Here is a 23,601-nt window from a genome sequence, read left to right on the forward strand (position 1 = left end):
CTGCGTGGACGCGAAACTCGTCGTCAGGCCCGTGACGCCGATGATGTCGGGGTCGAACTCGGCAACGCGGCGCAGGAGCTGCCCCGAGGAAAGCTGCTCGACCGCCGCGTCGATGATTTCGGCCCGGTGACCGCCCTGCTCCGCGACCGCCGCCAGATACCCGATGCCCAGTGGCATGGAGTTGTAGAACAGGCGTGCCACCACGGGGTGGCCGCGTTCGCGGTCGGCAACGGGGGGATTGACCAATAGGACCTTCATCGATCCTCGCCGCGGTCTTCACCGCATGTGGTTGAAGAAGAATAACACGCCGAAATCACGGCGGAAAGCGAGACGGCTCACGAGACGGCGCGCGGATTCACACGCCGGGGGCCGCGAAGAATATGCCCGCCAGCTCGTCCTTGCTCTCGCGGTTCATCAGGCCCATCGCCGCCATGAGCAGGTGCACGCCCTCGTAACACACGCGATAGACCGCCTCGGTGATCGGCATGTCCACGCCGAGCTTGCGCGAAAGCTGGTAGACCGGCTTTGCCGTCACGTAGCCCTCGGCCACCGCCTTTTGCGACGCGACGATCTCCTCCGGCTTTTCGCCCTTGGCAAGGCGTTTGCCGAGCTGCCGGTTGCGCGACAGGTCGCCGGTGCACGTGAGGATCAGGTCACCGACCCCCGCCAAGCCCAAAAACGTCAACGGGTTCGCGCCCATCGCCACGCCCAGGCGCGTGATCTCGGCGAGGCCGCGCGTCATGAGCGAAGCCCGCGCCGAATCGCCGAAACCCAGCCCGTCGGCCGCGCCGCACCCCACGGCGATGACGTTCTTGAGCGCGCCGCCCAGTTCCACGCCGATGACGTCGGCGCTCGTGTAAACGCGAAAACGCGGCGAATGCAGAAGCTGCTGAACCCGCCGCGCCACGGCGATGTCGTGCGCCGCCATCGCCACATCCGCGGGCAGGCCCTGCGCGATCTCGCGCGCGAAACTCGGCCCCGACATGAAACACAACCGGTGAACGTGAGCCGGCAGCACCTCGGTCAGCACCTGGCTCATGAGGCAGAGCGACTCGTGCTCGATGCCCTTTGCCGCGGACACGATGAGCGCGTTTTCGGGGAGAAGCTCGCATGCCTGGGTCGCCACGCGCCGCACGAACGCCGACGGGCACATCAGGCTGACGAGTTCCGCCTCCGTGAGCGCGTCCGCCATGTCGTTCGTCCAGCGGATGGAGGCGGGCAGTTTGACGCCGGGCAGAAACGTCTCGTTGACGCCGGACTCGGCGACGGCGGCGGGCAGGTCCTTCTCGAACGCCCACACGCGAACGTCGTGCCCGAGCGCCGCCGTGTACGCCGCCAGCGCCGTGCCGAACGCCCCCGCCCCCAAGATCGCCGTGCGCGTCATCCCGCCGCTCCGATCGATTCGTCAAATACGGATGAAGGATCTCATTTTCGACCCCGGTGGCCGAATTTGCAACGCGCGCCGCATGAAGCCCTCACCCCTATCCCCTCTCCCGTCAATCGGGAGAGGGGTGCTGAGCAACGCGAGGCGGGGTGAGGGCTTCCGGACACGCGCCGCGCGCTCCACGGTCAGTAAAACAGGTACACGAACCCGGCCGACGTCTGCTGGAGCACCACCGCGACGTGCAGCGCCGCCCAGCCGAGCACATAGACGAGCGCGTGCAGGCCGCGCCCCTCGCGTTCCTCGATGTCGAGCACCTCGCGCGCCGCGACGAACGCGAGCAGCGCCCCGATGGCGAGCAGATACCGGGGATTGGGCAGCGTGAACGCGAGCAGCGCCGCGTAGGCGCACACCGCGACCACGGGGAGGCGACCGAGAGCGCCGCTCGGATCGCGCCACGAGCGAATCGCTCCGTTCACCCAAAGTGGCAGGTTAAAGAATCCGACCATGAACGGCACGAGCGGCAGCATGTATTGCCGAAGGTAGAACGCCCCGCCGTCGGGAACGAACGCCGTGAGGGCAAACGACGCAATGCGCGTCGCCTGAACCGCCAGCGTGCCGGTCGCCGCGGAGTAGGCGATCCACGGCAGCACCAGCAGCGCGGGGGTGAAAACGACGATCCACGTCGCCGCGCGACGCGCAAACGGTCGATACACTGGAACGATAGCGACGATGGCGAGATAGACCGGCGGCAGCAGCACCGCGTTGTAGCGCGCCATGCACGCGACCGCCGTCCACACCGCGACGACAACCGCGTCGCGCCGCGAGCCGGTCTGCAAAAAGCGGTCGAACGCGACGAGCGCCAGCGTGAACAGCAGCCAGAATGGCGCGTCGAGAATTCCCGCCGTGCCTGAGAACAGGGCGACAGGCAACGAGGGCATGAGCGCGAGCGTCGTGAGCGCGAGCCGCCGCCCGTGCCGCGCCGAGATCCACCGATACACGACGATGGCCGTCGCGAGCGAACACGCGACGGCGAAGACGCGCCCCGCCGCCAAGTGAAATCCGAACGCACCGAAGATGGCGCCGTACACGAGCGGCAGAAACGGCGGATGATGCGGTCCCAGCCAGTCGTTCACCGTCGCGAGGTCACGCAAATACGCCGCGATTCCATGTTGGGCGAGGTAGCGCGCGGCATCGATGTTCGAGCGTTCGTCGTTCCACGGAATCATGACGAGTGCGACGACGATCCACATTGCCGCGAGCCCCGCGAAGACAAATGCCGGGGCGCGCGGGTGATCGAGGGCGCGCGTCAGCAGGGCGCGCCCGCGATCGGGCCGATCGGTGAAGATCAGCCCAGCGCACAGCCACGCGAACGACAGCGCCGACGCCAGCACGATCGCGCGGAGCGACAGCGACTGCGATTCGAGTGTGCGCGCCGCGACCAGCAGGCCGAACCAGTGCGCGAGCGCCAGCGCGCCCGAGACGAGCACGATCCAGCGCGCGGGGTGGCCCGTTCCCAGCAGACGGCCCACGTCATACCTCCGTCAGGCGGCGCACGTCATGCCTCCGTCAGGCGGCGCACGAGATCCAGCGAATCCTCGATGACCTGATCCATGTTCTTATACGTGAACGCGCCGGTGCGTCCCACCAGTTCCACGCCCGAGTCGCGGATGGCGGCCGTGACCGCCGCGAGCTTGTGCTCGAAACCGACGAGGAACACGGGGTAGGCGTCGCGCACGCGCAGGTCGGCGGCGTGCGTCACCTCGCCCGCGTCGATGAAGCCGAGGCGCGCGAGATCGTTCACGCATCGCCGATGCAACTCCTCGCCGTCCATGTTCCACAACTCGTCGCCTTCGGTGCAGAAGACCTCGAGGCACAGGCTCGTTCCGTCGCCGGGCACGAGATGCGGCGACCAGTTCTTTGGCTCGTGAATGCGCGCGAAGATGATGTCGGAGTCGGGGGTGTAGATCCACGTGTCCGATGTGACGCGCGGCCGGCGCAGCAGCACCTGCACGCAACGCAGGCTGCGGTATTCCAGAGCGCCCGCCGAAACGTCGATCCCCAGCATATTCGCCGCGAGGCCGATGGGAATCGTGCTGACGACCCGGTCACCGCGAAGCGTTTCCCCGCTCGCGAGTTCGACTCGAAAGCCGTCCCCGTCGCGCGCAACGCCGCGCACCGCCTGCCCCGTGACGATGCGCCCGCCGCGCGACTCGCTGCGTTTCGCGATCCGAATCGCGATGCGGCCGATGCCGTTGCGCGGATAGAAAAAACTCGACACGAGCGTGCGCGGGCCGCCCGGCGCGGGGAACATGGCCTTGCGCACCGCCTGCGCGAGCGAGAGAAGCTGGATGCGCTGCGCGGCCCACGTCGCGCTGATACGGCGCGGGTCGATTCCCCACACCTTTCGCGTGTACGGGCCGAAATAGATGTCGTAGAGCGCGCGGCCGAAACGGCTCACCACCCAATCCTCGAAGTTGTCGGTCTCGCCGCGCGACGACGCCGCTACGCGCAGATACCCCGCCAATACCTCGAAGCTCTTTTTCGGACCCATGCCGAAAAACGCGTTGACGGGCCGTAGCGGATAATCGGCGAAGCGCCCCGCGAGCAGGATGCGACTGCGCCGCTCGACCGTGAGGAGTTCGTCGCCGAGCAGATCCTGGATCCACGCGATGATCTCGGGGTTGTCCGAATGAAACCGGTGGCCGCCGATGTCGAAGATGTGGTCCTGCACCACCAGGTTGCGCGCGAGTCCGCCGACCTCACGCTGCGCCTCGACGCACACCGCGTCGTGCCCCCGACGCAGCAATTCGTCCGCGCACGTCAGCCCGGCGAGACCGCCGCCAAGGATCACGTAGCGAAGCCGCACGCTCACGGCGCGGTCTCTTGCGGATAACGGCGACGTGACGCGAATCCGTCGCGCCAGCCCTCGCAGATACGCCGCGAACGCGTGTCGCCTCCGAGCGCCCGTGCCCCGTGATAGATCCCGCCCATGACCATCCAGAAAAAGAATTTCGCGCGGTCCCACCCGCGCGCGTGTTTGCGATACAGCAAAACGCTGTTTCGCGCCAGAAAGTATGCCTTGAGCGCTTCGCGCCGGGCATCGAATGTCGGACCCGCGTGCGTCGCCGCCGCGCGCGGTTCATACAATACCGACAGGCCCGCGCGGGCGAGGCGCAGACCGAGATCGACCTCGTCCTGGTACGCGAAAAACGCCTCGTCGTAACCGCCCTCACGCGACACGGCGTCGAGACGCACGAGCGCACAGCATCCGTGTCCGGCGAGCACGCGGCGGGGAACGCTCCAACGCGCACCGTCGGGCGCGCCCTCCCCCGCGAAGCGCGTCGCCAGATGCCGCCACGTCAGTTCGAGCCACGAGCCGTCGAGCACACTCGCCTGATGCCGCCGAAAGACCTTCGGGTGCGCGATGGCGATTTGGGGATCGCGTTCCAGCGCGGCGACGAGAACACCCAGCGAACCCGCGTCGATGCGCGCATCGGGGTTGATCGCGAGGCCGTACGCAAAGCCCGCCTCACGCGCGGTGGCGATCAGCCGATTCATCGCCGCGCAGTAGCCGATGTTGCCGCCGTCGCTGGTCGGCGAATTGTCGAAGACGAAGATGGATCTCGCGTCAAGCACGCCCGCCAGCGATGCCGTGCACGCGCGCACCTCGGCGGGGTCGTCATACGCGACCAAGAGCGCCGCGAGGCGCCGAAAATCCGTCGCCGCGAGGCGCAGAAAATCCGTCGCCGCGAGGCGGCGCAAGTCCGCGGCCGAGCGCTCAGTCATCGCCCGTCCGGCGCGTGCGTTGCCACGCTGTCGAACCGGCCCGGTCGAGATTCGCCGCCGCGTGATCGACGAGATCGCCGAGCACCAACGCCGCGAGGTCGCGAATCGGCAGGCGAACTCCCGAATCCGCCAGCCGTCGCCACGCGAGAACGAGCTGGGCGAAGGCGACGAGCAGATACACTTCCAGGACAACGCACGGCGCGACGAACGTTTCGGCGCGCCACCCGGCAACGAGACACAGCGCGTAGAGCGCCAGCGCGGCGCGATCGAAGTAACCCGTCGCGAGCAGCGTGAGATCGACCTTGCGCCAAAACGTCAGCGGGCCGACCCAGATCTCCGTCCAGCGCCGCCGCGCGATGTCGCGAAACGCGCTCGACCAGTCGCGGTGCTGCCGCCGCCCGTCGCCCGCGTCCTCGCAGGCGAGAATGGACGAGCGCGCCTCCGGCTCAAAGACGACTGCGTCACCGCGCGCCTGTAGAGTCACGCAAAGATCCACGTCCTCCAGCCGCGTGTCCTCGCGAAATCCGTCGAACCGCTCGAGGCGATCCCGTCGCACCACGTAATTCGAGCCGAGCAGCATGACCGACGCGCCCGTGTGCATTGCGCCGACCTGCGTCAGATCTTGGTGGACGAGACTCTCCATCGCCGCGAACGCCGCCGCGCTGGACCGATCGGCGTTGCGAACCGCCATCATCCCCTGCGCGGCCGCCGCGCCGACGCGGGTTGCCGCGTCCACCAGCCTCGCCGGGGCGTCGGGCGCGATGCGGGCGTCGGCATCGACCACGTAAACCCACTCGCCGAAATCGATCGCGGCGAGAGCCGCGTTGAGTGCCGCCGGTTTCCCGCGCCCAGCCGCGTGGCCTTCGCGGCGCAGCACCTCGACGCCGCGATCCGCAAAAGACGCCGCGATGGCGCCCGTTGCGTCGGTGGAGCCGTCGTCGATGACGACGATCTTTCTGCGTTGTGCCGGCCAATCGAGCGTGACGAGGTCGCCCAAGAACTCGGCGAGCACGCCCGCCTCGTTGCGCGCCGGAACGAGCGCGAGCAGCGTCGGCCGGGCGCCGTCCGTATGAGAGCGCGGGGTGTCGTCGCGCCGAAGCGCGGCCCACGCGAGCAGAATGCGCCGCGCGGTGACGGCGACGAGCCACGCGCCGCTCGCGAGCGCGACAAGCCGCCATCCAAACAGAATCGGCGTCCACGGGGCGCAGACGAACGCAAAGACCCCGAGGGCCGCGAGCGATTTCGCGCTGAAAAACGACGAGTTCATGGAATTGTGAAGTCCTGTCGTTAGACTGTAGCATGGTGCGATGCGTGAATCGAGTTCATCGGCGCTCGTGGTTTTGCTGGTCGCGGGAGTCCTCTCGGCGACGGCGATCTTTGCTCCCGCAACCTCGACATGGGCATGCGAGGAACGCACCCGCGAGGTCACGGTGCGCCTCATCGACGCGGACGATCTCGCGCGGCTCGATGGCTTGCGCTTCGGCGTCGTGAACCGGATCGGCGACCGCGTCGTTCTGCACCTGACCGACGCCGACGCCCGCGCCCTCGCGACAATGGACATCGACATCGTCTCCGACAACCCCCTCGTCGCCGCGCCGCCGCGCGCCGACTACCACGATCCCGACGAGGCGCTCGCCCTCGTGACGCAGTGGGCCGAGTCGTATCCCGATCTCGTCACCGTCGAGACGATCGGCGAGAGCGTCGGCGGGCGGCCGTTGCTGCTCGTGAAGGTGTCGGACAACGCGGCCGAAGACGAACCCGAGCCCAGCGTGCTCTTCGACGCGTCGATCCACGGCAACGAAAATATCGCCACCGAGGTGGTGCTCGCCTTCGTGCAACGGCTTCTGGAGGGCTACGGCGAAGACGACACGCTCACCGCGCTCGTGGACGACCACGAGATTTTCGTCGTGCCGATGGTGAACCCCGACGGCGTGGCGAACGGCAAACGGCGAAACGGCGGAAACGTCGATCTCAACCGAGACCACTCGATCTTCTGGGAAGAAGGCTGGACCGGCAAACCGACCTATGCCACGCAGCCCGAAACCCGCGCGATGATCGAGCTTGCCGCGCGCATGAACTTCACCGCGTCGGCCAGCTACCACTCGGGCGCGGTGCTCTTCAACTACCTGTGGGACACCCTGCCCTCCGGCGTCCACGACGCGCAGGACATCGACGAGCTGCTGATCCTCGCGTCGGGCTACGCCGATCTCGCCGACATGGAAGCCATCGAAGGCTACGACTGGTTCCAAATCCACGGCAGCAGCGAAGAAACGTATTACGGCATGAACGGCACCCTCGCGGGCATCATCGAGATCGCGAACGGCCAGCCGCCGCCCGAGGGCATGATCGATGCGATCGCGGACGAGAATTTCGACGCGATGGTCTTCTACACGCGTGTCGCATCCCGCGGGGCTTGGGGATTCGTCTCCGACGCCGTCACCGGCGAGCCCATCGCCGCCACCGTTCGCACCACGCACCCCCACTGGCCGATCTATGCCGACGCCGAACTCGGCGATTACCATCGCGTGCTCGCCCCCGGCGTGACCGACGTGTGGGCCGCCGCGCCCGGCTACCTGGACGCGTTGCCCGAGACCGTCGTGCAGGACGACGACGAGTCGGTGCGCGTCGATTTCGCGCTCGAACCCCGCCTCGAATACGTCGGCACGCCGTACAAGGTCGCCGCCGCGAAGATGGCGGATCCCGGCGATGACCACGCCAATACGAGTCGCCCTTTCATGGCGCTCGGCGAGCCCGACGGCGAGGCGTTTCACCTGGGCAAGGGCGGGTTCATCGTCTTCGATATGGGCGAGACGTTGCCGATCGACGACATCGACGGCCCCGACTTCACCGTCGTGCAGGCGGGCGCGAGCGCGGCCGATGAGGGCTACGAAGTCTTCGTCTCCGAGAGTTGGACCGGACCGTGGACGTCCATCGGCTCCGCATTCGGCACCTCGTCGTTCGACCTCGCCGGAGGTCCGCGAAGCGACGTGCGTTATGTGCGTATCGACGACGACGGCGACGGAGTCGCGGATGCGCCCGACGCCGGATTCGACCTCGACGCGCTCGTCTACGAACGCGCCTGCCCCGCGCCGGTGCCGGACTTCGGCGCTTCGCCCATCACGGGTTCCGCGCCGCTCACCGTGGCGTTCGCGCCGAGCATGGGCGGGCGACCGGGGTGCGTTGAATCGGTCGCGTGGGATTTCGGCGACGGCGACGGCGCGACGGACGGCATCGTCGAGCACACCTACACCGAGCCCGGCGTTTACGACGTGGCGCTCACCGCGACGGGCCCCGGCGGCGAGGTCACGAAACTCAAAACCGCGCTCATCCTGGTCGGTGAAGGCGACGACGACGATGACACGTCCGACGACGACGTCTCGCCGGATGACGACACGTCGGAAGACGACGACATGACCGACGACGATGCGGATGACGACGACGCGGATATCGCCGGGGACGACGACGACGACAATGGTGCGTGCTGCGGCTAGAGCGCGGCGCTCGCCCCCGTCCCCTCTCCCGTCAGACGGGAGAGGGGTGCCGAGCAACGCGAGGCGGGGTGAGGGTTCCCGCCCGCGCACCGGCGCTTGCTGCGGCTAATCGGAATCCGTCAGCAACGCTTCCTGCCCGGTTCTGATCGACTCGCGGATCGCCTCGCGAAAACGCGCGATCCGAATCGCCTCGAGATCCGCGAATTCCGGCTTCGAACGATAGCGCGCCGCGCGGACGAGATCGGCCGCGGCGGCCCGATACGCCGTCGTGGGGTCTTCGTCGAAGCGCGCGATCGGCACCTCGTACCGATCGCCGATATACGTGGCGAGCGCGGGCCCATCGCCATCGCGCCCCGTGAGCGCGCCGCCGAAGATGTAGCCATCCGTGCCCGCGAATTCGAACGACTCAGCCACCGGCTCCAACGGCCCGCGCACCACGATGCCCGGCGCACGCACCGCCTCGTACACACCGAAACGCCGCGCGCCCGCCTCGCCGGCGTTGTGCCACGTCACGAGCGTCGCCGCCTCGGTCGTCCACGCGTGAACGGCGCGCACCGGACCGAGCAGCGCGGCGAGCGGCAGCGCCTCGAACTCCGGCCCGCACGCGATCGGCGCGGCGGGCAGCGGCTCGGTCACGATCGGCTCGTCGGCGCGGCCATGACGCCCGGCCACCGAACGCACCCGCAGCGTTTGCACGTCGCCGATGCGCGTCGCGTTCAGCAGCTCGCGCGCGGCGGTGACGATCGGGCTGTAGTGGGCGGGCGAATACACGCGCAGCGCCACCTTCGCCTGTTTCGCCTCCACCATCGCATCGACCGCCGTCGCGTCATGCAGCGCGGTGCCGCGAATGCCGACGGAGATTCCCGATTCGAGGCATTTCTCCGCCACGTCCAACGCCTCGAGCACCGGAGTGTCGATCTCCGCGATCCACACCTCCGAGTTGCCCAGCACGTCACCCAGGCTGCGAAACACGGCGAGCTCGGGGAATTGCCGCGCGAGACGCGTCGCCGCGTCCGGATCGTCGTCGTACACGCCGACGAGGTGCACGCCGGCGAGCGGGCGATAGGCCTCGCACCACACGCGCGCGTGCGGGCCCGCTCCGATCAACACGACTCCGATCGCCTCTTCAGCCATGACCGCTCACTTCAAGAACGCGCCGCGCACGATCATGCGCAGGCGGACGGGATCGCCGTCGCGCAGCATGCGCCGCACGATGGTGGTGCCCGGTTTCCCCGCAACGAAAATCGCCTTCACCTCGTTCACTGAGCGAATCTCAACCGGCCCCGCTCCCCCAAGACGCAGGAACGCCGCCGTCACGCCGAGCAGACGCACGATGGTTGGATCGGGAAACCGCATCAGCCATCGCCCCACGGCGAGCGCCATCCGCGCCTTCCACATCGCGCGCCGGGTGTTCACATCGGCTCCTTTCCCGTCACCGTCGCGGGATCGACCGACGCGCCGGACTTCGACGATACGTAAGCCGCCAGCGCCGCCTGCATCACGTGCCGCGCCGTCTTGCCCGAGAGCTTCGCCTCGCGGAAGTTTCGCAGGGCGTCGATGAAGTGGTGCGTCGAATCGCGAAAACTGTCCATCCAGTCGTGACGCAGGTCCTCAAAGCCCACGGTGCGACCGTCCTTGACGAGCAGCAGCGGCGGCAGGTCGAGCAGCCGCCCCGAGCAGCGCGTCATGACGATGGTCCCGCGCGTGCCGGTGATTTCCATGCGTTCGTCGGCGCTGTAGTAGTTGCCGCGCATGCGCGCGTTGGGCGAAAACGCCGCCTCGAAGTACCCCAGCACGGGGCTTTGGCGAAAACGAAGGGCGATCATCGCCGGCGAGTCGATCACGGCGGCGGTGCGGTCGATCCACGCCTTCACTTCGGCGATCTCGCCGAACAGGTCCACCGCCATCGAAAACTTGTGGTAGCCGTCGTCGAAGATCGCGGGGCCCGGCCCACACTCGTCGGGATTCAGCCGCCAGATCCACGTATTGAGCGGCACGTGCCAGCCGCCGGTGAGCGTGCCGAGTTTCAGCCGCAGCGTCAGCACATCGCCGATCTCGCCCTCCTGAATCAGGCGCTTCGCCATGACGAAGGGCGGGTAGAAGACGAAGTTTTCGAAGACCTTGAGCTGCACCCCGGCGTAGAAGCACGCGCTGATCATCTCGTCGCATTCGGGGATCGTGAGCGCCATCGGTTTTTGCACCGACACGTGCTTTCGCGCGGCGGCCGCGTCGCACACCATCCGCCGGTGCAGGTGGTGCGGCGTGAGGATCTCGACCGCGTCGATCTCGGGATCGGCCAGCACGTCGCGGTAATCGAGGTAGATCCGCGTCGCGCCCCACTCCTTCGCGCGGCGCTCAGCGGTCTCGGCCGACACGTCGCACACGGCGAGGATCTTCGCGTCGGCGCGGTCCAGATAACCCGGCGCGTGCATGTCGGCGATGCGTCCGCCGCCGATGATGCCCACCCGGATCTGCTCGCCCACCGTGAAGCTCCTCGATTGCCGTATCGTGTTCGCGCGCACATTAGCCAATCGCACGGGGCTTGGGTAGCGGAGATGCCGCAAAAAGCCGGGGACGGGCGGCCCTCACCCTTGCCCCTCTCCCGCCCGGCGGGAAAGGGGTGCCTCGAGCGAACGCGAGGGACGGGGTGAGGGTCGCCGCGTTTTGCTTGTCGCGCCCAAACCGTTTCGATATGCTTGTGGCCCTCGCAACGCGGGGACTCGTCCGCGAACGCGGGGACCATCCCACAGGAGGCCGTGATGTTGGATCAGGAGGTTCTGGCGAGGCTGCACGTGTCGGCGGTGCTCCAGAACATCGAGGAACTGGTCGACTTCGACGCCGCCGCGAAGGACATCGTGAAGGACTGGCGCGCGACGATCCAGTTCTCGTGTCCCGGCGGTATCGGCGCGCATCTGGAATTCGGCGGCGGCCGCGCGCGCTGGGCCGACGGATCGACCTCCATGCCGTCGGTCGCCCTGTGGTTCGCAACGCCGGGGCAGCTCAACAACATGTTCACGGGCAAGGGAGTCGCGATTCCCGTGCCCTGGATGGGCGTGTGGAACGTGGGGCTGCTCAAAGGCTTCACGGAGCTGACGAAGCGCCTCGAGCACTACCTCAAACCCGCGGATGCGACGCTCGCCGACCGCTCGGCGTTCGAGTTCCACACCAAGTGCCTGCTCTACACGGCGATGTACGGTCTTGCGCCGATCGCCGGGTACGACCACCACGTGCGTCACTTCGTGTCGGGCATCCGCGACGGCGTGGTGGAGTTCCGCATCGCGAACGGCCCCGCCGCGCACGTGACCGTCAAGGGCGGCAAGCTCTACCCGGCCAAGGGGCGCAGCGCTGAGCCGTCCGTTTCGATCGAGCTGCCCGACTACGACACCGCGTACGGCATGCTCTCGGGCAAGCTGGACGTCATGGCCCTCGTCGGCGCGCGCCGAGCCACCATCCGCGGGTTCATCCCGCTCGTCGACAAGATCGGCTCCGCGCTGGACCGGCTTGCGATCTACCTGAACTGAAGGAGGACTCGACATGAGCGCCGCACGCACTCCCACCGCTTCGAACAAGTCCTCCGCCGCGCGCAACGGCGCGAAATCCAAACCCGTCCCCACGACCGCGAAGGGTTCGAGCGGCCAGGCCGCCGCGCGAGCGGGGAAGAAAGCCGCGTTGTACGAGTTCGACAAGACGCTCGCGCTCTTCGACCGCGCGGTGAAGGTGATCCCGCAGGGCATCTACGGCCACGTGAGCCCCGTGCTCATGATCCCCGGCGCGTTTCCGTATTACGCGGTGCGCGGCGAGGGTTGCCGCTACGAGGACGCCGACGGCAACTCGTTCATCGACTACATGTGCGCGTACGGCCCGATGGTGGTGGGTTACGCGAACGAACGGGTGAACGCGGCGGCGATGCGTGAGATCGCGAACGGCGACTGCTTCAACCACCCCAGCGAACTGATGGTGCGTCTCGCGGAACGGCTCACGGGCCTGATCGACATGGCCGACTGGGCGGTCTTCGCGAAGAACGGCTCGGACCAGACGACGTGGGCCGTGCAGGTGGCCCGCGAGCACACCGGACGGCGCAAGATCGTCATGGTCAAGGGCACCTACCACGGCAAGGACGCGTGGTGCACCCCGGGCCACGGCGGCGTGATCGCCGAGGACCGCGCGCAGATGCTCTATTACCAGTGGAACCGCGCCGACCAGCTCGAGGAGCTGTTCCGCAAATACGGCGACGACATCGCGGCCGTCATCATGACGCCCTACCATCACCCGGCCTTCGCCCAAAGCGAGATGCCCGCGCCGGGGTTCTGGCAGGCGGTGCAATCGCTGTGCAACCGCAACGGCTCGCTGCTGATCCTGGACGACGTGCGCGCGGGATGGCGTCTGTCGATCAAAGGCTCGCACGACTACTTCGGCTTTACGCCCGACATCGCGTGCTACTGCAAGGCGATCGCCAACGGCTACCCGCTGTCCGCGGCGGTGGGCCGCGAGGAGTACAAGGCGGCGGCGGCGCGCGTGTTTCTCACCGGCTCGTACTGGAACGGCGCGATGTGCCAGGCGGCGTCGCTGGCCACGCTCGACATCCTCGAAAAGGAAAAGGGCGTCGAGACGATGATGGCGATGGGCGAGTTGCTGGGCGCGGGCCTACGCGAACTCGGCGACAAATACGGCTACCCGATGCACCTCACCGGCCCGGCGTCGATTCCCTATCTGGTGCTGGAAGACGACGCGAATCTGCTGAAGATCCAGCGCTTCGCGGCGGAGGTCACGCGGCGCGGGAGCTTCTTCCACCCGCATCACAACTGGTTCCTCTCCACGGCGCACACCGCCGCGGATATCCAGGAAACGCTCAACCACTGCGAAGACGCGCTAAAGGCCATGCAAGGCGCGGCCTTTACCCTGTGAGCGCCGCATGACGCTTGCCGCATCGCTGTTTTTCGATCTCGATTCGTTCGCGCACCGCGCGCTCTTTCACGACGGCGAAAACGTGTGGGAGGCGCTGCGGCGCCTGCCCGAGTACCTCGCGGGTCTGTTCGAAAAAGACTGGCCGCTGCAAGGGGTAACGGGGCTCGTGACCGAGCCGCTGGTCATATTGGACGGCGTGCTCGTGCTCGACGGCGCGGTGTCGCTCGCTGTCACGGGCAAGAAGAACCAGCTCGTCGTCGAGGTGGACGGCAAGGCGCACAAGGACGCGGCGGTCGTCATGCCCGGCGCGTTTCTGTTCGACGACCGCGTCCTCATTGGGCCCGGCACGGTGGTCGAGCCCGGCGCGCTCATCAAGGGGCCGTGCGTGATCGGCGCGCACACCGAGGTGCGCCAAGGTGCGTACATCCGCGGCGACGTGCTCGTCGGCGACCGGTGCGTGGTCGGCCACACGACCGAGGTCAAGTCCGCGATTCTCCTCGACGACGCCAAGGCGGGGCACTTCGCGTACATCGGCGATTCGATCCTGGGCAACAACGTCAACCTCGGCGCGGGCACCAAGTGCGCCAACCTCAAGATGGTCGGCGGCAACGTCACGGTGCGCTCCGGCGTCGAAAAGCTCGACACCGGGCTGCGCAAGATCGGTGCGATTCTGGGCGATCACACCGAGACCGGGTGCAACTCGGTCACGTCGCCGGGAACGCTGATGGGCAAGAAGTCCGGCGTGTACCCGTGCGTCAACGTCCCGAGCGGCTACTACGCCGACGGCACCGTGGTCGCGTCGACCAGCGAGGCGCTCGCGATTCGTCGCGGTCAGCGCTCGTGAGCCGCATCGTCGGCGTCGGTATCGAGATGGTGCGCATCGAAGGCGGCGAACAGGAGGCGGGAACGCACGCCGCACGACGCGCGCTGGCCAAGGCGATGGGGCGCGAGCCCGATGACGCCGAGTTGCCCTCGGTCTCATTTCTCGCCGGCGGCGCACCCGTCGCGGCGGATTTTCCCGAGAACCTTCGCGCGCATCTGACCATCACGCACGAGGACGGACGCGCCGTCGCCGTGGCGATCGTGGAGGACGTGTCATGACCGAAGCGCCGATTCCCGTTTTCGACGCGAAACGGCAGTACGAGTCGATCCGCGAAGAAATCGACGCGGCGGTGCGCGGCGCGCTGGAGTCCGGCTGGTACATCCTCGGCGAGCAGCTCGCGGCGTTCGAGCGCGAGTTCGGCGCGTTTTTGGCCGACGCCCACTGTGCCGGAGTCGGCAACGGCACCGACGCGATCCGCCTCGCCCTCGAAGCGCTCGACGTGCCGCGCGGCGCGGAGGTCATCACCGCTGCGAACACGGCGATTCCCACCGCGATGGCGATCGTGGACGGCGGGTTCCGACTGCGTCTCGCGGATGTGGAAACAAAAACGTGGAATCTCGATCCCTGCGCCTTCGAAAATGCGATCACCGCGAACACCGCGGCCGCGGTGCCGGTGCATCTGTACGGTCGCGCGCCGTTCATGAACGCGATTCTGGAGACGGCCCGCGCGCGCGGCGTGAAGATCGTCGAGGACTGTGCGCAGGCGCACGGCGGCACGTATTTCGACGCGATGGCCGGCACGCTCGGCGACGCCGGCGCGTTCAGTTTCTACCCCACCAAGAACCTCGGCGCGTACGGAGACGGGGGGCTTGTGGCGTCTCGCGACGCGGCGGTGATCGAGCGCGTCAAGCTGCTGCGTCACTATGGGCAGAAGACGCGCTACGAGGCGTCGGCCATCGGCATCAACAGCCGCCTCGACGAGGTGCAGGCGGCGATCCTGCGCGTCAAGCTCACGCACCTCGCCGCATGGACCGAGCGCCGACGCGCCATCGCGAAAATCTACAAAGCCGCGTTCGCGGGGCTGCCGCTCGAGCGCCCCGGCTGCCCGCCCGGCGGCAACTGCGTGTACCATCTGTTCGTCGTCGCCGTCGAAGACCGCGACGCGTTCATCGCGCATCTCGGCGCACGCGGCATCGGCACGCAGATCCATTACCCGATCCCGATCCACCTGCAGCCCGCGTTTCGCGATCTCGGATACTCGCGCGGCGACTTCCCCGTCTCGGAGCGCCTCGCAGGGCGCGTCGTGTCGATTCCGCTCTTCCCCGAGATGACGGACGGCGAGGTGGAGCGCGTCGCGCGCGCGGTGCGATCGTACTTCGGGTCGGGGAACTGATGCCGGGCGACGGTCACGCAAGGCTGCGCGTCGCGCACGTGCGCGACACGTATCTGCGGGCGACGGAGACGTTCATCTACGACATCGTGACGCGGCATCGCACGGTCGAGCCTCTGTTTTTGTGCGAGCGCGTGCGCGGGGACGCGCACTTCCCCGGCGTGTCGCCCCGCGCGATCGAAACGCTGGGCGCGGCGACCCGCGCGGTGAACGCTGTGTCGCGGCGGGTGCGTCACGCGTTCCCGTTTTATACCGGCGAGTGCCGGCGGTTCGGTGCGCGACTCATTCACGCGCACTTCGCGCCCAGCGGCTACTTCTTGCTCGCCACGCGCCGCGCGCTGGGGATTCCCCTCGTCACGAGTTTTTACGGGCAGGACGTCTTCGAGGTCCCCGCGACGCCGCGATGGCGCGGGCGCTACGCGCGCCTGTTCGCCGAGGGCGATCTTTTTCTCGCGCTTTCCGAGGACATGAAAAAGGACCTCGTCGCGATCGGATGCCCCGCATCGAAGATCCGCATCTATCGGCTCGGCATCGACCTGCACGACTTTTCGCCGATCGACCGGCCCGTGCGCGAGACGGTGACGATTCTGACGATCGCGCGCCTCGTCGAGAAAAAGGGCATCGACGTGCTGATCCGAGCGCACGCGCGCCTCGTCGCCAAAGGGCTGCCGGTGCGGCTGCGCGTCGTCGGCGACGGCCCGCTGATGGATTCCCTCGTCGCGCTCGCGCGCGAACTGGGCGTCGCGGATCGCGTGGATTTCGCCGGGCGCGTGCCCTTCGCCGAACTGCCCGCCGAGTTCGCCGCGGCGGATGTGTTCTCGCTGCCGTCGGTGACGGACCGCTACGGCGGCAAGGACGAGATCTCGATGGTGCTGAAAGAGGCGATGGGCACCGCCCTGCCCTTCGTCGCCACGTTTCACGCGGGCATCCCCGAGGTGATCGACGACGGCGTGAACGGTTTGCTCGTTCCCGAGCGCGACGACGCGCGCCTCGCCGACGCACTCGAACGCCTCGCGGTCGATCCGCTGCTTCGCGCGCGCATCGGCGCCGAGGGCCGCCGGCTTGTGGAGCGCGTGTGGGAGATCGGGCGGCAGGTCGAGGTGCTGGAAAACATCTACCACGAACTCGCGGGTTGAATGCGATGCAACTTCCGATGCCGGTAATTCCCGGTCCCGATGTGACGCCGAACCCTTTTCGCGGCCTCGTGAGCGTGGTGCTCGCGTCGTACAATTGCGCCGCGACGCTGCCGCGCTCGATCGAGTCGCTGCTCGCGCAGACCTATCCGAACATCGAGATCGTCGTGGCCGACGACGCCTCCACCGACAACACCGCCGAAGTCGTCGCGCGGTTTCCCGGCGTGAAGTACGTGCGCCGCGACAAAAACGGCGGCGTGGCCGCGGCGCGCAACACCGGCGCGGCGGCAACACGCGGCGAGATCGTCATCTTCGGCGAGTCCGACGGATATTACGACGCGGACTACATCGAGAAGATCATCCGATACCTGCATCTGCCGGGCGTCGCGGGCGCGATCAACCTGGGCCGCCGCGTGTGGAGCGACAAAGGCAACGCGCTCGTGCGCATGCAAAATGACCAGTTCGAGGCGATTTGCGACCTCGTCGAGCAGGGACGGCGCGGCACCGGCGCGTGGGCGTTCCACCGCGCGGCGTTCGATTCCGTCGGCGGGTATGACCTCGGCTGCCGCATCGGCTCCGATCTCGATCTCGTTTTTCGCATGCAGAAAACGGGGCTGAAGACCACCATCGGCGCGCGCTCGAACCTTTACCACAAGGACCCCGACAACCTTCGCGCCTGGTGGAAGCGCTCGTATCGCGGCGGGGTCAACTCGGCGCTCTACCGCGAGCGCTGGCACGGCATGGCGGGTGCGTCGAAGAAGGCGCTCTACCTCGCCAAATACGCGGGCATGGCGCTGTGGCCGCTCTATCTCGCGCTCGCGATCGTGTGGCACGTCGCGTGGCTCGTGCCGTTTTTCGCGGTGCCGGCCTATCTGCTCACCGAGGATGCGATGACGCGGCTGGGGTGGACTAAAGGGGTGCGTCGTGGGGATGTCGCGCTCGCCCTGGCGACGCCGGTGCTGCTCTACATTCGCCGCCTCGCCATCGGCTACGGGCGCATTCAAGGCTTTGCGAAGGGGTGACCCTAACCCGGCTCGCTTCGCTCGGCACCCCTCTCCCGTCATGACGAGAGAGGGGACGGGGGTGAGGGCTTCAACTACAGCGCCGTCCTCGCGCCCGGCGGAATCGTGACGCGCAGTTCGATCTTGCCGAGGCGGATGACGTCGCCGTTTTTCAGGTAGCAGCGCGTCGCGGGTTGGTTATTCACGATCGTGCCGTTCGTCGACTTCAGATCCTCGATGAGCAGCCCCTCATCATCCGAGGTGATGACCGCGTGCTCCGACGACACGAGGCGGTCCTTGATCTGGAGATGGCAGCGGCTGGCGCGGCCGATCTTCGTTTCCTTGGTGACGATCAGGAACTTCTTGCCCTTCTCCTCGCCGTTCATCACGATCAGGAACGGCGCGGGTTTTTCGTGCGCCCGCGCCGCCTTTCGCACGACGTCCTGTTCCTTGTGCGCGTCCGTAATGTCCGTGATGACCGTTTTGTCGATTTCGTCGCCGGTCATTGCGTGAACACCAGCCAGGCGATGACGACAAGCAACAGCGCCGCGCCGCCGATGACGACCCATTTCAGATTTCCGCCCGGAACCGCACTCGCGGAAGGTGTCGGAGCGGCGGCTTCCATCTTTCGGTCAAACGGCAGCGTGTCGTCCCACGCGGTCTTGCGCTCCTGGTCCGACGCCTCGATGGGCTTCGCATCCGGCGCGCGCATGTGCACCTCGGTGGACGCGGCGAAATCCTCGAGCGGGCTCGTCTCGATCACCCGGATTTTCTCGGTGCCGATCTGAATGGCGTCGCCGGTTTTGAGGCGCAACGGACTCGCCACGCGCTGGCGATTGACGAGGGTGCCGTTGGGCGAGCCGAGATCCTCGATCACCGCTTCGCCGTAATCGAGAAAGACACGGGCGTGGCGGCGCGAGACGGACGGGTCCTCGAACCGGATCTGGCATTCGCGGCTGCGCCCGATGACGAGCTCGCCCGTGACCGGGAACGAGGCCTCGCCGCCTTCGACGTCGCGAATGACCAGCCGAATCATGACACGTGCACCCGTATCCGCATGGGGAAATCCGGCCTCTTCCTAACACACGGGAGCGCGCGGTTCAAGAATTCGCCGCCGGTCCGCACCTCGGCGAACACCGGCGCGTTTTGGCATCGTTCCGCAGACCGGGGTTGCTTGATTTCCCGTTGCGTCCGACGCAAGGTAGAGCACGTTTTTTTCAGGGGCCGCCATGCTCGAAGTCCGTGACATCCGCAAGACCTATTATCAGGGCAAGATTCCCGTGCACGCCGTCGACGGCATCAGCTTCGTCCTGAACACGGGCGAGTTGCTCGCCGTGACCGGGCCTTCGGGATCGGGGAAATCGACGCTGCTCAATCTGATCGGCGGACTCGACGAGCCCACGTCCGGCGAACTGCTCATCAGCGGCCAGTCGATGCTCTCCCTGAACGACGCCGACCGCACACGCATGCGGCGCACGAAGATCGGATTCATCTTCCAATTCTTCAACCTGCTGCCGACGATGACGGCGCAGGAAAACGTCGCCCTGCCCCTGCTGCTCGACGGCCGCGCGCGCAAGACCGCCTACGAGCGCGCCGCCGAGATTTTGGGGCGCGTGGGCCTCGGCAAACGCATGGTGCATCGCCCCGACGAGCTGTCGGGCGGCGAGCAGCAGCGTGTCGCCATCGCACGCGCGCTGGCGTTCGATCCCGTACTGATCCTCGCCGACGAGCCGACGGGCAACCTCGACTCCAAGTCGGGCACGGCGGTCATGGAAATGGTCCGCGCGCTCGCGACGGATTTCAACAAGGCCGTGTTGCTCGTGACGCACGACCCGCGAAGCTGGGGTTACGCCGACCGCATCATGCGCATCGTGGACGGCAAGGTGCAGTCGATCGAGGACAACACGCCGACGCCGATCGGAACGGATGCGCCATCTCCTTCGTAACATCACGCTCCGCCGCCTGTTCGAGCACCCGTTTCGCACCGCGCTGACGATCCTCGGCATCTCTCTCGGCGTCGCGGCGTTCATCTCCGTTCGCATCATCCTCGACACCATGTCCGACTCGTTTTCGTCGATGATCGACACGGTGTCGGGCCGCGTGCAGCTCCAGATCACGGGCGGCGAGCTCGGCGTGGACGAAGATGTTTACCGCCAACTCACGGAACAGGACGAGCAGGGCCGGCTGCCCGTGCCCGGCCTGCGCACGGCGTTGCCGACGATCCAGGCGGTCACGCGCTACGGCGACGAAAGCGTGCTGGTGCTCGCGGTGGACACGCTCAACGACAAGGCGGCGCGCGACTACAGGATGGTCGGCGAGAACGATGTGGAGATCAGCGATCCGCTGGAGTTCCTCAACAGCCTCGACTCGCTGCTGCTCAACCGCGCGTACGCGAAACGCCACGACATCAAGATCGACGACACGATCGAGCTGCTCACGTCGAGCGGGCGCAAGCCCTTTCGCGTGCGCGGATTGCTGGAGGAACAGGGTGCGGCCTCGACCTTCGGCGGCAACTTCGCGCTGATGGACGTGTACGCCGCGCAGCAGTATTTCGGGCGCGGCGCGAAATTCGACTCGATCGACCTGCTGCTCGAAAAAGACGCCGACGTGGCCGCCGTGAAAGCCGCGACCGAGAAGTTCCTCGGCGGGCGATACGACGTGCAGCGCCCCGAGCAACGCAACGAGGGCGTCGAGTCGATGACGCGCACGTTCCGCATGGGTCTCACGGTGATGGCGCTGGTCGTGCTCGCCATGGGCGGCTTCATCATCTTCAACACCATCACGACCACGATCTATCAGCGCATGCGCGAGATCGGCATTTTGCGCATGGTGGGCGTGACGCGTCTCAAGATCTGGTTCCTGTTCGCGATCGAGGCGCTCGCCCTGGGCTCCGTCGGCTCGGCGCTCGGCGTCGCGGCGGGGTATTTCGCGGGCCGCGAGGCCGTCCTCAATTTCATGAACAAGGTCAGCGGCCTGTTCGTCCCCACGAACATGGATCACGCCACGTTCACCACGGACATGATCGTGCGCGGCTGCCTGCTGGGGCTCGGCGTCAGCCTGATCGGCGCATCGTGGCCGGCGTTTCGCGCCGCGCGCGTGCCGCCGCTCGAGGTCGTCCGCTTCGGTCCGGGGCTCGCGGGCGGCAAGGGTTCGGCACTCGGGCGATGGTCTGTCGCGATGGCGGTCGCGGCCCTCTCGGTCACGGCGATTCTCGTGCACCCCGCGTGGGGGAGCAGCCTCGACGGCATTCGCGCGTCGATGATCCTGCTGCTCATCCTCGGCATCACGACGACGCCGCCGGCGCTATGGATTCTGCTGCGCGCCACGGTGCGCATCTCGCGCGATTTCAAGACGCCGCTCGTGCGCCTCGCGGCCGAGAACGTGCTGCGCGATCTGGGCCGCAGCGCGATGACCGTGTCGGCGTTCATGGTCGCGCTCGCCGTGATGGCGCAGATCTACCTGTTCATGAACTCGACCAAGGCCGAGGTGCGCGGTTGGATCGACGACGTGCTCAAGGCCGACCTGCTCGTCACGTCGTCGTCGCGCTACGCGTCGCGCACCAGCGTGCCGATGGACCCCTCGATGGCGAACACGCTGCGCTCCCTGCCGGGCGTGACCGAGGTCGTGCCGATGCGCCTGCTCCTGACCACGCACAACAATGCGCGCATGTCGATCCTCTCGCTCGATTTCGCGACGCGCTTCAATCCCAAACGTTTCCGCTTCGTGAAGGGCGATCCCGAGATCGCATTGCCGGCTTTTCTGGCCAACGAGGGCATCCTCGTCACGCAGAACCTGCTCATTTCCGACTCGGAACTCGGCGTCGGCGACACCTTCGAACTGATGACGCCGAAGGGACGGCGTGGCTTCAAGATCCTCGGCATCGTCATGGACTACACCACCGAAGGCGGCGTCGCGATGATCAATCGCCCGCTCTTTCTCGACGCCTTCGCCGATCCGCTCGTGGACACGTTCCAGATCTATCTCCAGAGCGGCTTCGACCCGCGGGAAGCCCGCCGATCGATCGACCGGACGTTCGGCGCGCAGTTCAACCTCTTCGTGCTGACCAACCGCGAGTTCCGCGGTTCGCTGCTCGAAACCGTCGATCATCTCTTCCTGCTCGCGCTGGCGCTCGAAGTCATCACGCTCGCCATCGCGCTCATCGGCATCGTCAACAACCTGCTCGCCAACGTCATCGACCGCACGCGAGAGATCGGCGTGCTTCGCTCGCTGGGCGCGACGCGCGCGCAGGTGTCGGCGGTGTTTCTGGTGCAGGCGGGGCTGCTCGGCCTCGCGGGGGCGTGCGTGGCGACGGCGTGCGGGTTCGCGCTCGGCTGGGTTCAGCTCACCCGCCTCAACTATGTGATGGCGGGTTGGGCGATGCCGATGCACTACTCGACGACGACCATCGTCATCGCTTTCATCGCGTCGATCGTGATCGCCGTGGCGTCGGGCGTGCTGCCCGCGCGCAAGGCCGCCGGGCTCGTGCTGCACGAGGCCCTCAAGTACGAGTGATGGCAAGAGTGATGTCGTCCACCGCCGAGCGATCCCTCTACATCGACTTCCTCAAGGGCGTGTGCTGCCTGTTCATGATGGCCGCGCACGCGATGTTGATCGACGTGGTGTTTCACGGCGCGATGCCGCCGTACGCTCTCGGCGCGCGATATTTCATCTACTTCGCGCAGCTTGTCGTGCCGATCTTCTACATGGCGTCGGGCATCAACGCGCTCACGTTCCACGAGCGCGGCGCCCGACGCGCGGATTTCGACGCGACACGCTTCTACCTCGCCTCGGCCGCCCTGCTCTTCGTCGGCGGCTACACCTACAGCCTGATGATCGGCTCGGCGAAAAACGGCGTACCCGACATCTTCCAGTGCGTCGCGATGGGCACGGCGCTCGCGTTTCTCCTCGTGCGTTTTCGCGTCCCGACATGGATCATGGCGGCATTCGGCCTCGCGATCCTCGGCGTATTTCTCGCGTTCCGCGTTTCGTTTTCGCCGACCGCCGAGGGCTTCGCCGCGCTGTCGCCGTTGCAACGCTGGGCCTTCGGCCACTTCTCGTTTTTCCCCTGGTGCGCGTTTTTCCCGCTCGGCATCGTGCTCCACCGAATCACGGGACGTGCGGGTCGCGCTGTGGTCCTGACGATCCTCGCCGGCCTCGCCGTCGCCGGGGCATTCATGGACGGCGTCATCCCAGAGTCCGAGTTCGAGGTCATGTTCCGCGTCGATCCCAAGTTCGCGCTCACGGCCACGGGGCTTTCGGGAATGCTCCTCATGTGGACGCCGCGCATCTACCCGGCCGCACCGGGGCGGTTCCTGCGTTTCGTGGAACTCGTCGGGCGTGAGTCGCTGCTCTTCCTCATCTTCCACGCGTTGGTGCTGGCGGTGCTGCTCATCGTCTTTCAGGGGCGAATCGATTACGGGGCGCGGGCATTGCTGGAAACCGCGTTCACGTGCGCGCTGCTGCCGCAGCTCGTGGCGTGGCGCGATCGGCGCACGTCGTCCCCGGCATTCTTGCGAAACGCACTCGTCGCGCTGGGCGTGTTCGGAGTCATCGCGGCACTGGCCTGGATCAACGGGGCCAAGGCGCTGATGTCGCTCGCCGGCGCACCCGCGGCGATGGCCTTCGCCCTCGCGTTCCCCACCCTGCGCCGCCGTCTGCAAACGCGGTTCGTTCGCGCGGACGTCTGAG

The 23,601-nt window shown here is 67.1% G+C and carries 22 protein-coding genes; 11 read left to right on the plus strand and 11 right to left on the minus strand.

The features are described from left to right. The 6 genes from IT350_08370 to IT350_08395 all read right to left on the minus strand — a co-directional run. The coding region (locus IT350_08370) for a cobalamin-dependent protein (GenBank protein ID MCC6158055.1) at positions 1–258 on the minus strand (258 nt) is incomplete at its 3' end. 97 nt (positions 259–355) lie between these two features. Next, complete coding sequence (locus IT350_08375; GenBank protein ID MCC6158056.1) at positions 356–1,384, minus strand: NAD(P)-dependent glycerol-3-phosphate dehydrogenase; 1,029 nt, start codon at positions 1,382–1,384, stop codon at positions 356–358. Between the two features lie 185 nt (positions 1,385–1,569). Beyond that, positions 1,570–2,913, minus strand: a complete 1,344-nt coding sequence (locus IT350_08380) for a glycosyltransferase family 39 protein (protein MCC6158057.1) — start codon at positions 2,911–2,913, stop codon at positions 1,570–1,572. Positions 2,914–2,939: 26 nt separating this feature from the next. Beyond that, positions 2,940–4,256: an FAD-dependent oxidoreductase gene (locus IT350_08385; GenBank protein MCC6158058.1), complete on the minus strand. Its 1,317-nt coding sequence runs from the start codon at positions 4,254–4,256 to the stop codon at positions 2,940–2,942. Next, complete coding sequence (locus tag IT350_08390) at positions 4,253–5,170, minus strand: glycosyltransferase family 2 protein (protein ID MCC6158059.1); 918 nt, start codon at positions 5,168–5,170, stop codon at positions 4,253–4,255. The genes IT350_08385 and IT350_08390 overlap by 4 nt, the downstream gene beginning before the upstream one ends. Then, positions 5,163–6,437 carry a glycosyltransferase gene (locus tag IT350_08395; GenBank protein ID MCC6158060.1) on the minus strand — a complete coding sequence of 425 codons (1,275 nt, stop codon included), beginning with the start codon at positions 6,435–6,437 and terminating at the stop codon, positions 5,163–5,165. The genes IT350_08390 and IT350_08395 overlap by 8 nt, the downstream gene beginning before the upstream one ends. Before the next feature lie 67 nt (positions 6,438–6,504). On the opposite strand from IT350_08395, the gene IT350_08400 reads away from it, so the two are divergent. Further along, positions 6,505–8,661, plus strand: coding sequence for a PKD domain-containing protein (locus tag IT350_08400; GenBank protein MCC6158061.1), 2,157 nt, complete (start codon positions 6,505–6,507; stop codon positions 8,659–8,661). Between the two features lie 105 nt (positions 8,662–8,766). Here IT350_08400 and IT350_08405 read toward each other — a convergent pair whose 3' ends face one another. The 3 genes from IT350_08405 to IT350_08415 are packed head-to-tail and all read right to left on the minus strand — an operon-like array spanning position 8,767 to position 11,144. Beyond that, positions 8,767–9,795 (minus strand): hypothetical protein, encoded by a 1,029-nt coding sequence (locus IT350_08405; GenBank protein ID MCC6158062.1) that lies wholly within the window; start codon positions 9,793–9,795, stop codon positions 8,767–8,769. A gap of 6 nt (positions 9,796–9,801) precedes the next feature. Next, positions 9,802–10,077 (minus strand): hypothetical protein, encoded by a 276-nt coding sequence (locus tag IT350_08410; GenBank protein ID MCC6158063.1) that lies wholly within the window; start codon positions 10,075–10,077, stop codon positions 9,802–9,804. Further along, entirely contained in the window at positions 10,074–11,144 is a 1,071-nt protein-coding gene (locus IT350_08415) for a Gfo/Idh/MocA family oxidoreductase (protein MCC6158064.1), read from the minus strand. Before IT350_08415 ends, IT350_08410 begins: the two co-directional genes overlap by 4 nt. A gap of 276 nt (positions 11,145–11,420) precedes the next feature. Here IT350_08415 and IT350_08420 point away from each other — a divergent pair, with 276 nt between their 5' ends. The 7 genes from IT350_08420 to IT350_08450 are packed head-to-tail and all read left to right on the plus strand — an operon-like array spanning position 11,421 to position 17,934. Beyond that, positions 11,421–12,182 carry a hypothetical protein gene (locus IT350_08420; GenBank protein MCC6158065.1) on the plus strand — a complete coding sequence of 254 codons (762 nt, stop codon included), beginning with the start codon at positions 11,421–11,423 and terminating at the stop codon, positions 12,180–12,182. Between the two features lie 13 nt (positions 12,183–12,195). Beyond that, positions 12,196–13,566 (plus strand): aminotransferase class III-fold pyridoxal phosphate-dependent enzyme, encoded by a 1,371-nt coding sequence (locus IT350_08425; protein ID MCC6158066.1) that lies wholly within the window; start codon positions 12,196–12,198, stop codon positions 13,564–13,566. Between the two features lie 7 nt (positions 13,567–13,573). Then, a complete protein-coding gene (locus IT350_08430; GenBank protein ID MCC6158067.1) occupies positions 13,574–14,410 on the plus strand; it encodes a glucose-1-phosphate thymidylyltransferase in 837 nt (278 codons plus the stop codon). Further along, positions 14,407–14,667 (plus strand): hypothetical protein, encoded by a 261-nt coding sequence (locus IT350_08435; protein ID MCC6158068.1) that lies wholly within the window; start codon positions 14,407–14,409, stop codon positions 14,665–14,667. The genes IT350_08430 and IT350_08435 overlap by 4 nt, the downstream gene beginning before the upstream one ends. Next, a complete protein-coding gene (locus tag IT350_08440) occupies positions 14,664–15,782 on the plus strand; it encodes a DegT/DnrJ/EryC1/StrS family aminotransferase (protein ID MCC6158069.1) in 1,119 nt (372 codons plus the stop codon). The genes IT350_08435 and IT350_08440 overlap by 4 nt, the downstream gene beginning before the upstream one ends. Continuing rightward, complete coding sequence (locus tag IT350_08445; protein ID MCC6158070.1) at positions 15,782–16,915, plus strand: glycosyltransferase; 1,134 nt, start codon at positions 15,782–15,784, stop codon at positions 16,913–16,915. The genes IT350_08440 and IT350_08445 overlap by 1 nt, the downstream gene beginning before the upstream one ends. A 17-nt stretch (positions 16,916–16,932) precedes the next feature. Then, positions 16,933–17,934, plus strand: a complete 1,002-nt coding sequence (locus IT350_08450) for a glycosyltransferase family 2 protein (GenBank protein ID MCC6158071.1) — start codon at positions 16,933–16,935, stop codon at positions 17,932–17,934. Between the two features lie 74 nt (positions 17,935–18,008). Here the strand turns inward: IT350_08450 and IT350_08455 are convergent, their stop codons facing one another. Both IT350_08455 and IT350_08460 read right to left on the minus strand, forming a co-directional pair. After that, positions 18,009–18,419 (minus strand): FHA domain-containing protein, encoded by a 411-nt coding sequence (locus IT350_08455; GenBank protein ID MCC6158072.1) that lies wholly within the window; start codon positions 18,417–18,419, stop codon positions 18,009–18,011. Continuing rightward, complete coding sequence (locus IT350_08460; GenBank protein MCC6158073.1) at positions 18,416–18,949, minus strand: FHA domain-containing protein; 534 nt, start codon at positions 18,947–18,949, stop codon at positions 18,416–18,418. Before IT350_08460 ends, IT350_08455 begins: the two co-directional genes overlap by 4 nt. Before the next feature lie 193 nt (positions 18,950–19,142). On the opposite strand from IT350_08460, the gene IT350_08465 reads away from it, so the two are divergent. Genes IT350_08465 through IT350_08475 form a run of 3 tightly spaced genes read left to right on the plus strand, consistent with a single transcriptional unit; the run spans position 19,143 to position 23,600 of the window. After that, positions 19,143–19,859: an ABC transporter ATP-binding protein gene (locus IT350_08465; GenBank protein ID MCC6158074.1), complete on the plus strand. Its 717-nt coding sequence runs from the start codon at positions 19,143–19,145 to the stop codon at positions 19,857–19,859. After that, complete coding sequence (locus tag IT350_08470) at positions 19,840–22,425, plus strand: ABC transporter permease (protein MCC6158075.1); 2,586 nt, start codon at positions 19,840–19,842, stop codon at positions 22,423–22,425. The genes IT350_08465 and IT350_08470 overlap by 20 nt, the downstream gene beginning before the upstream one ends. Then, the gene (locus IT350_08475; protein MCC6158076.1) at positions 22,425–23,600 is read left to right on the plus strand and encodes a DUF1624 domain-containing protein; all 1,176 of its coding nucleotides are present in this window, start codon (positions 22,425–22,427) and stop codon (positions 23,598–23,600) included. Before IT350_08470 ends, IT350_08475 begins: the two co-directional genes overlap by 1 nt. Position 23,601: the final 1 nt, after the last annotated feature.

This window comes from Deltaproteobacteria bacterium (assembly GCA_020845895.1).
Taxonomy (GTDB): domain Bacteria; phylum Lernaellota; class Lernaellaia; order JACKCT01; family JACKCT01; genus JADLEX01.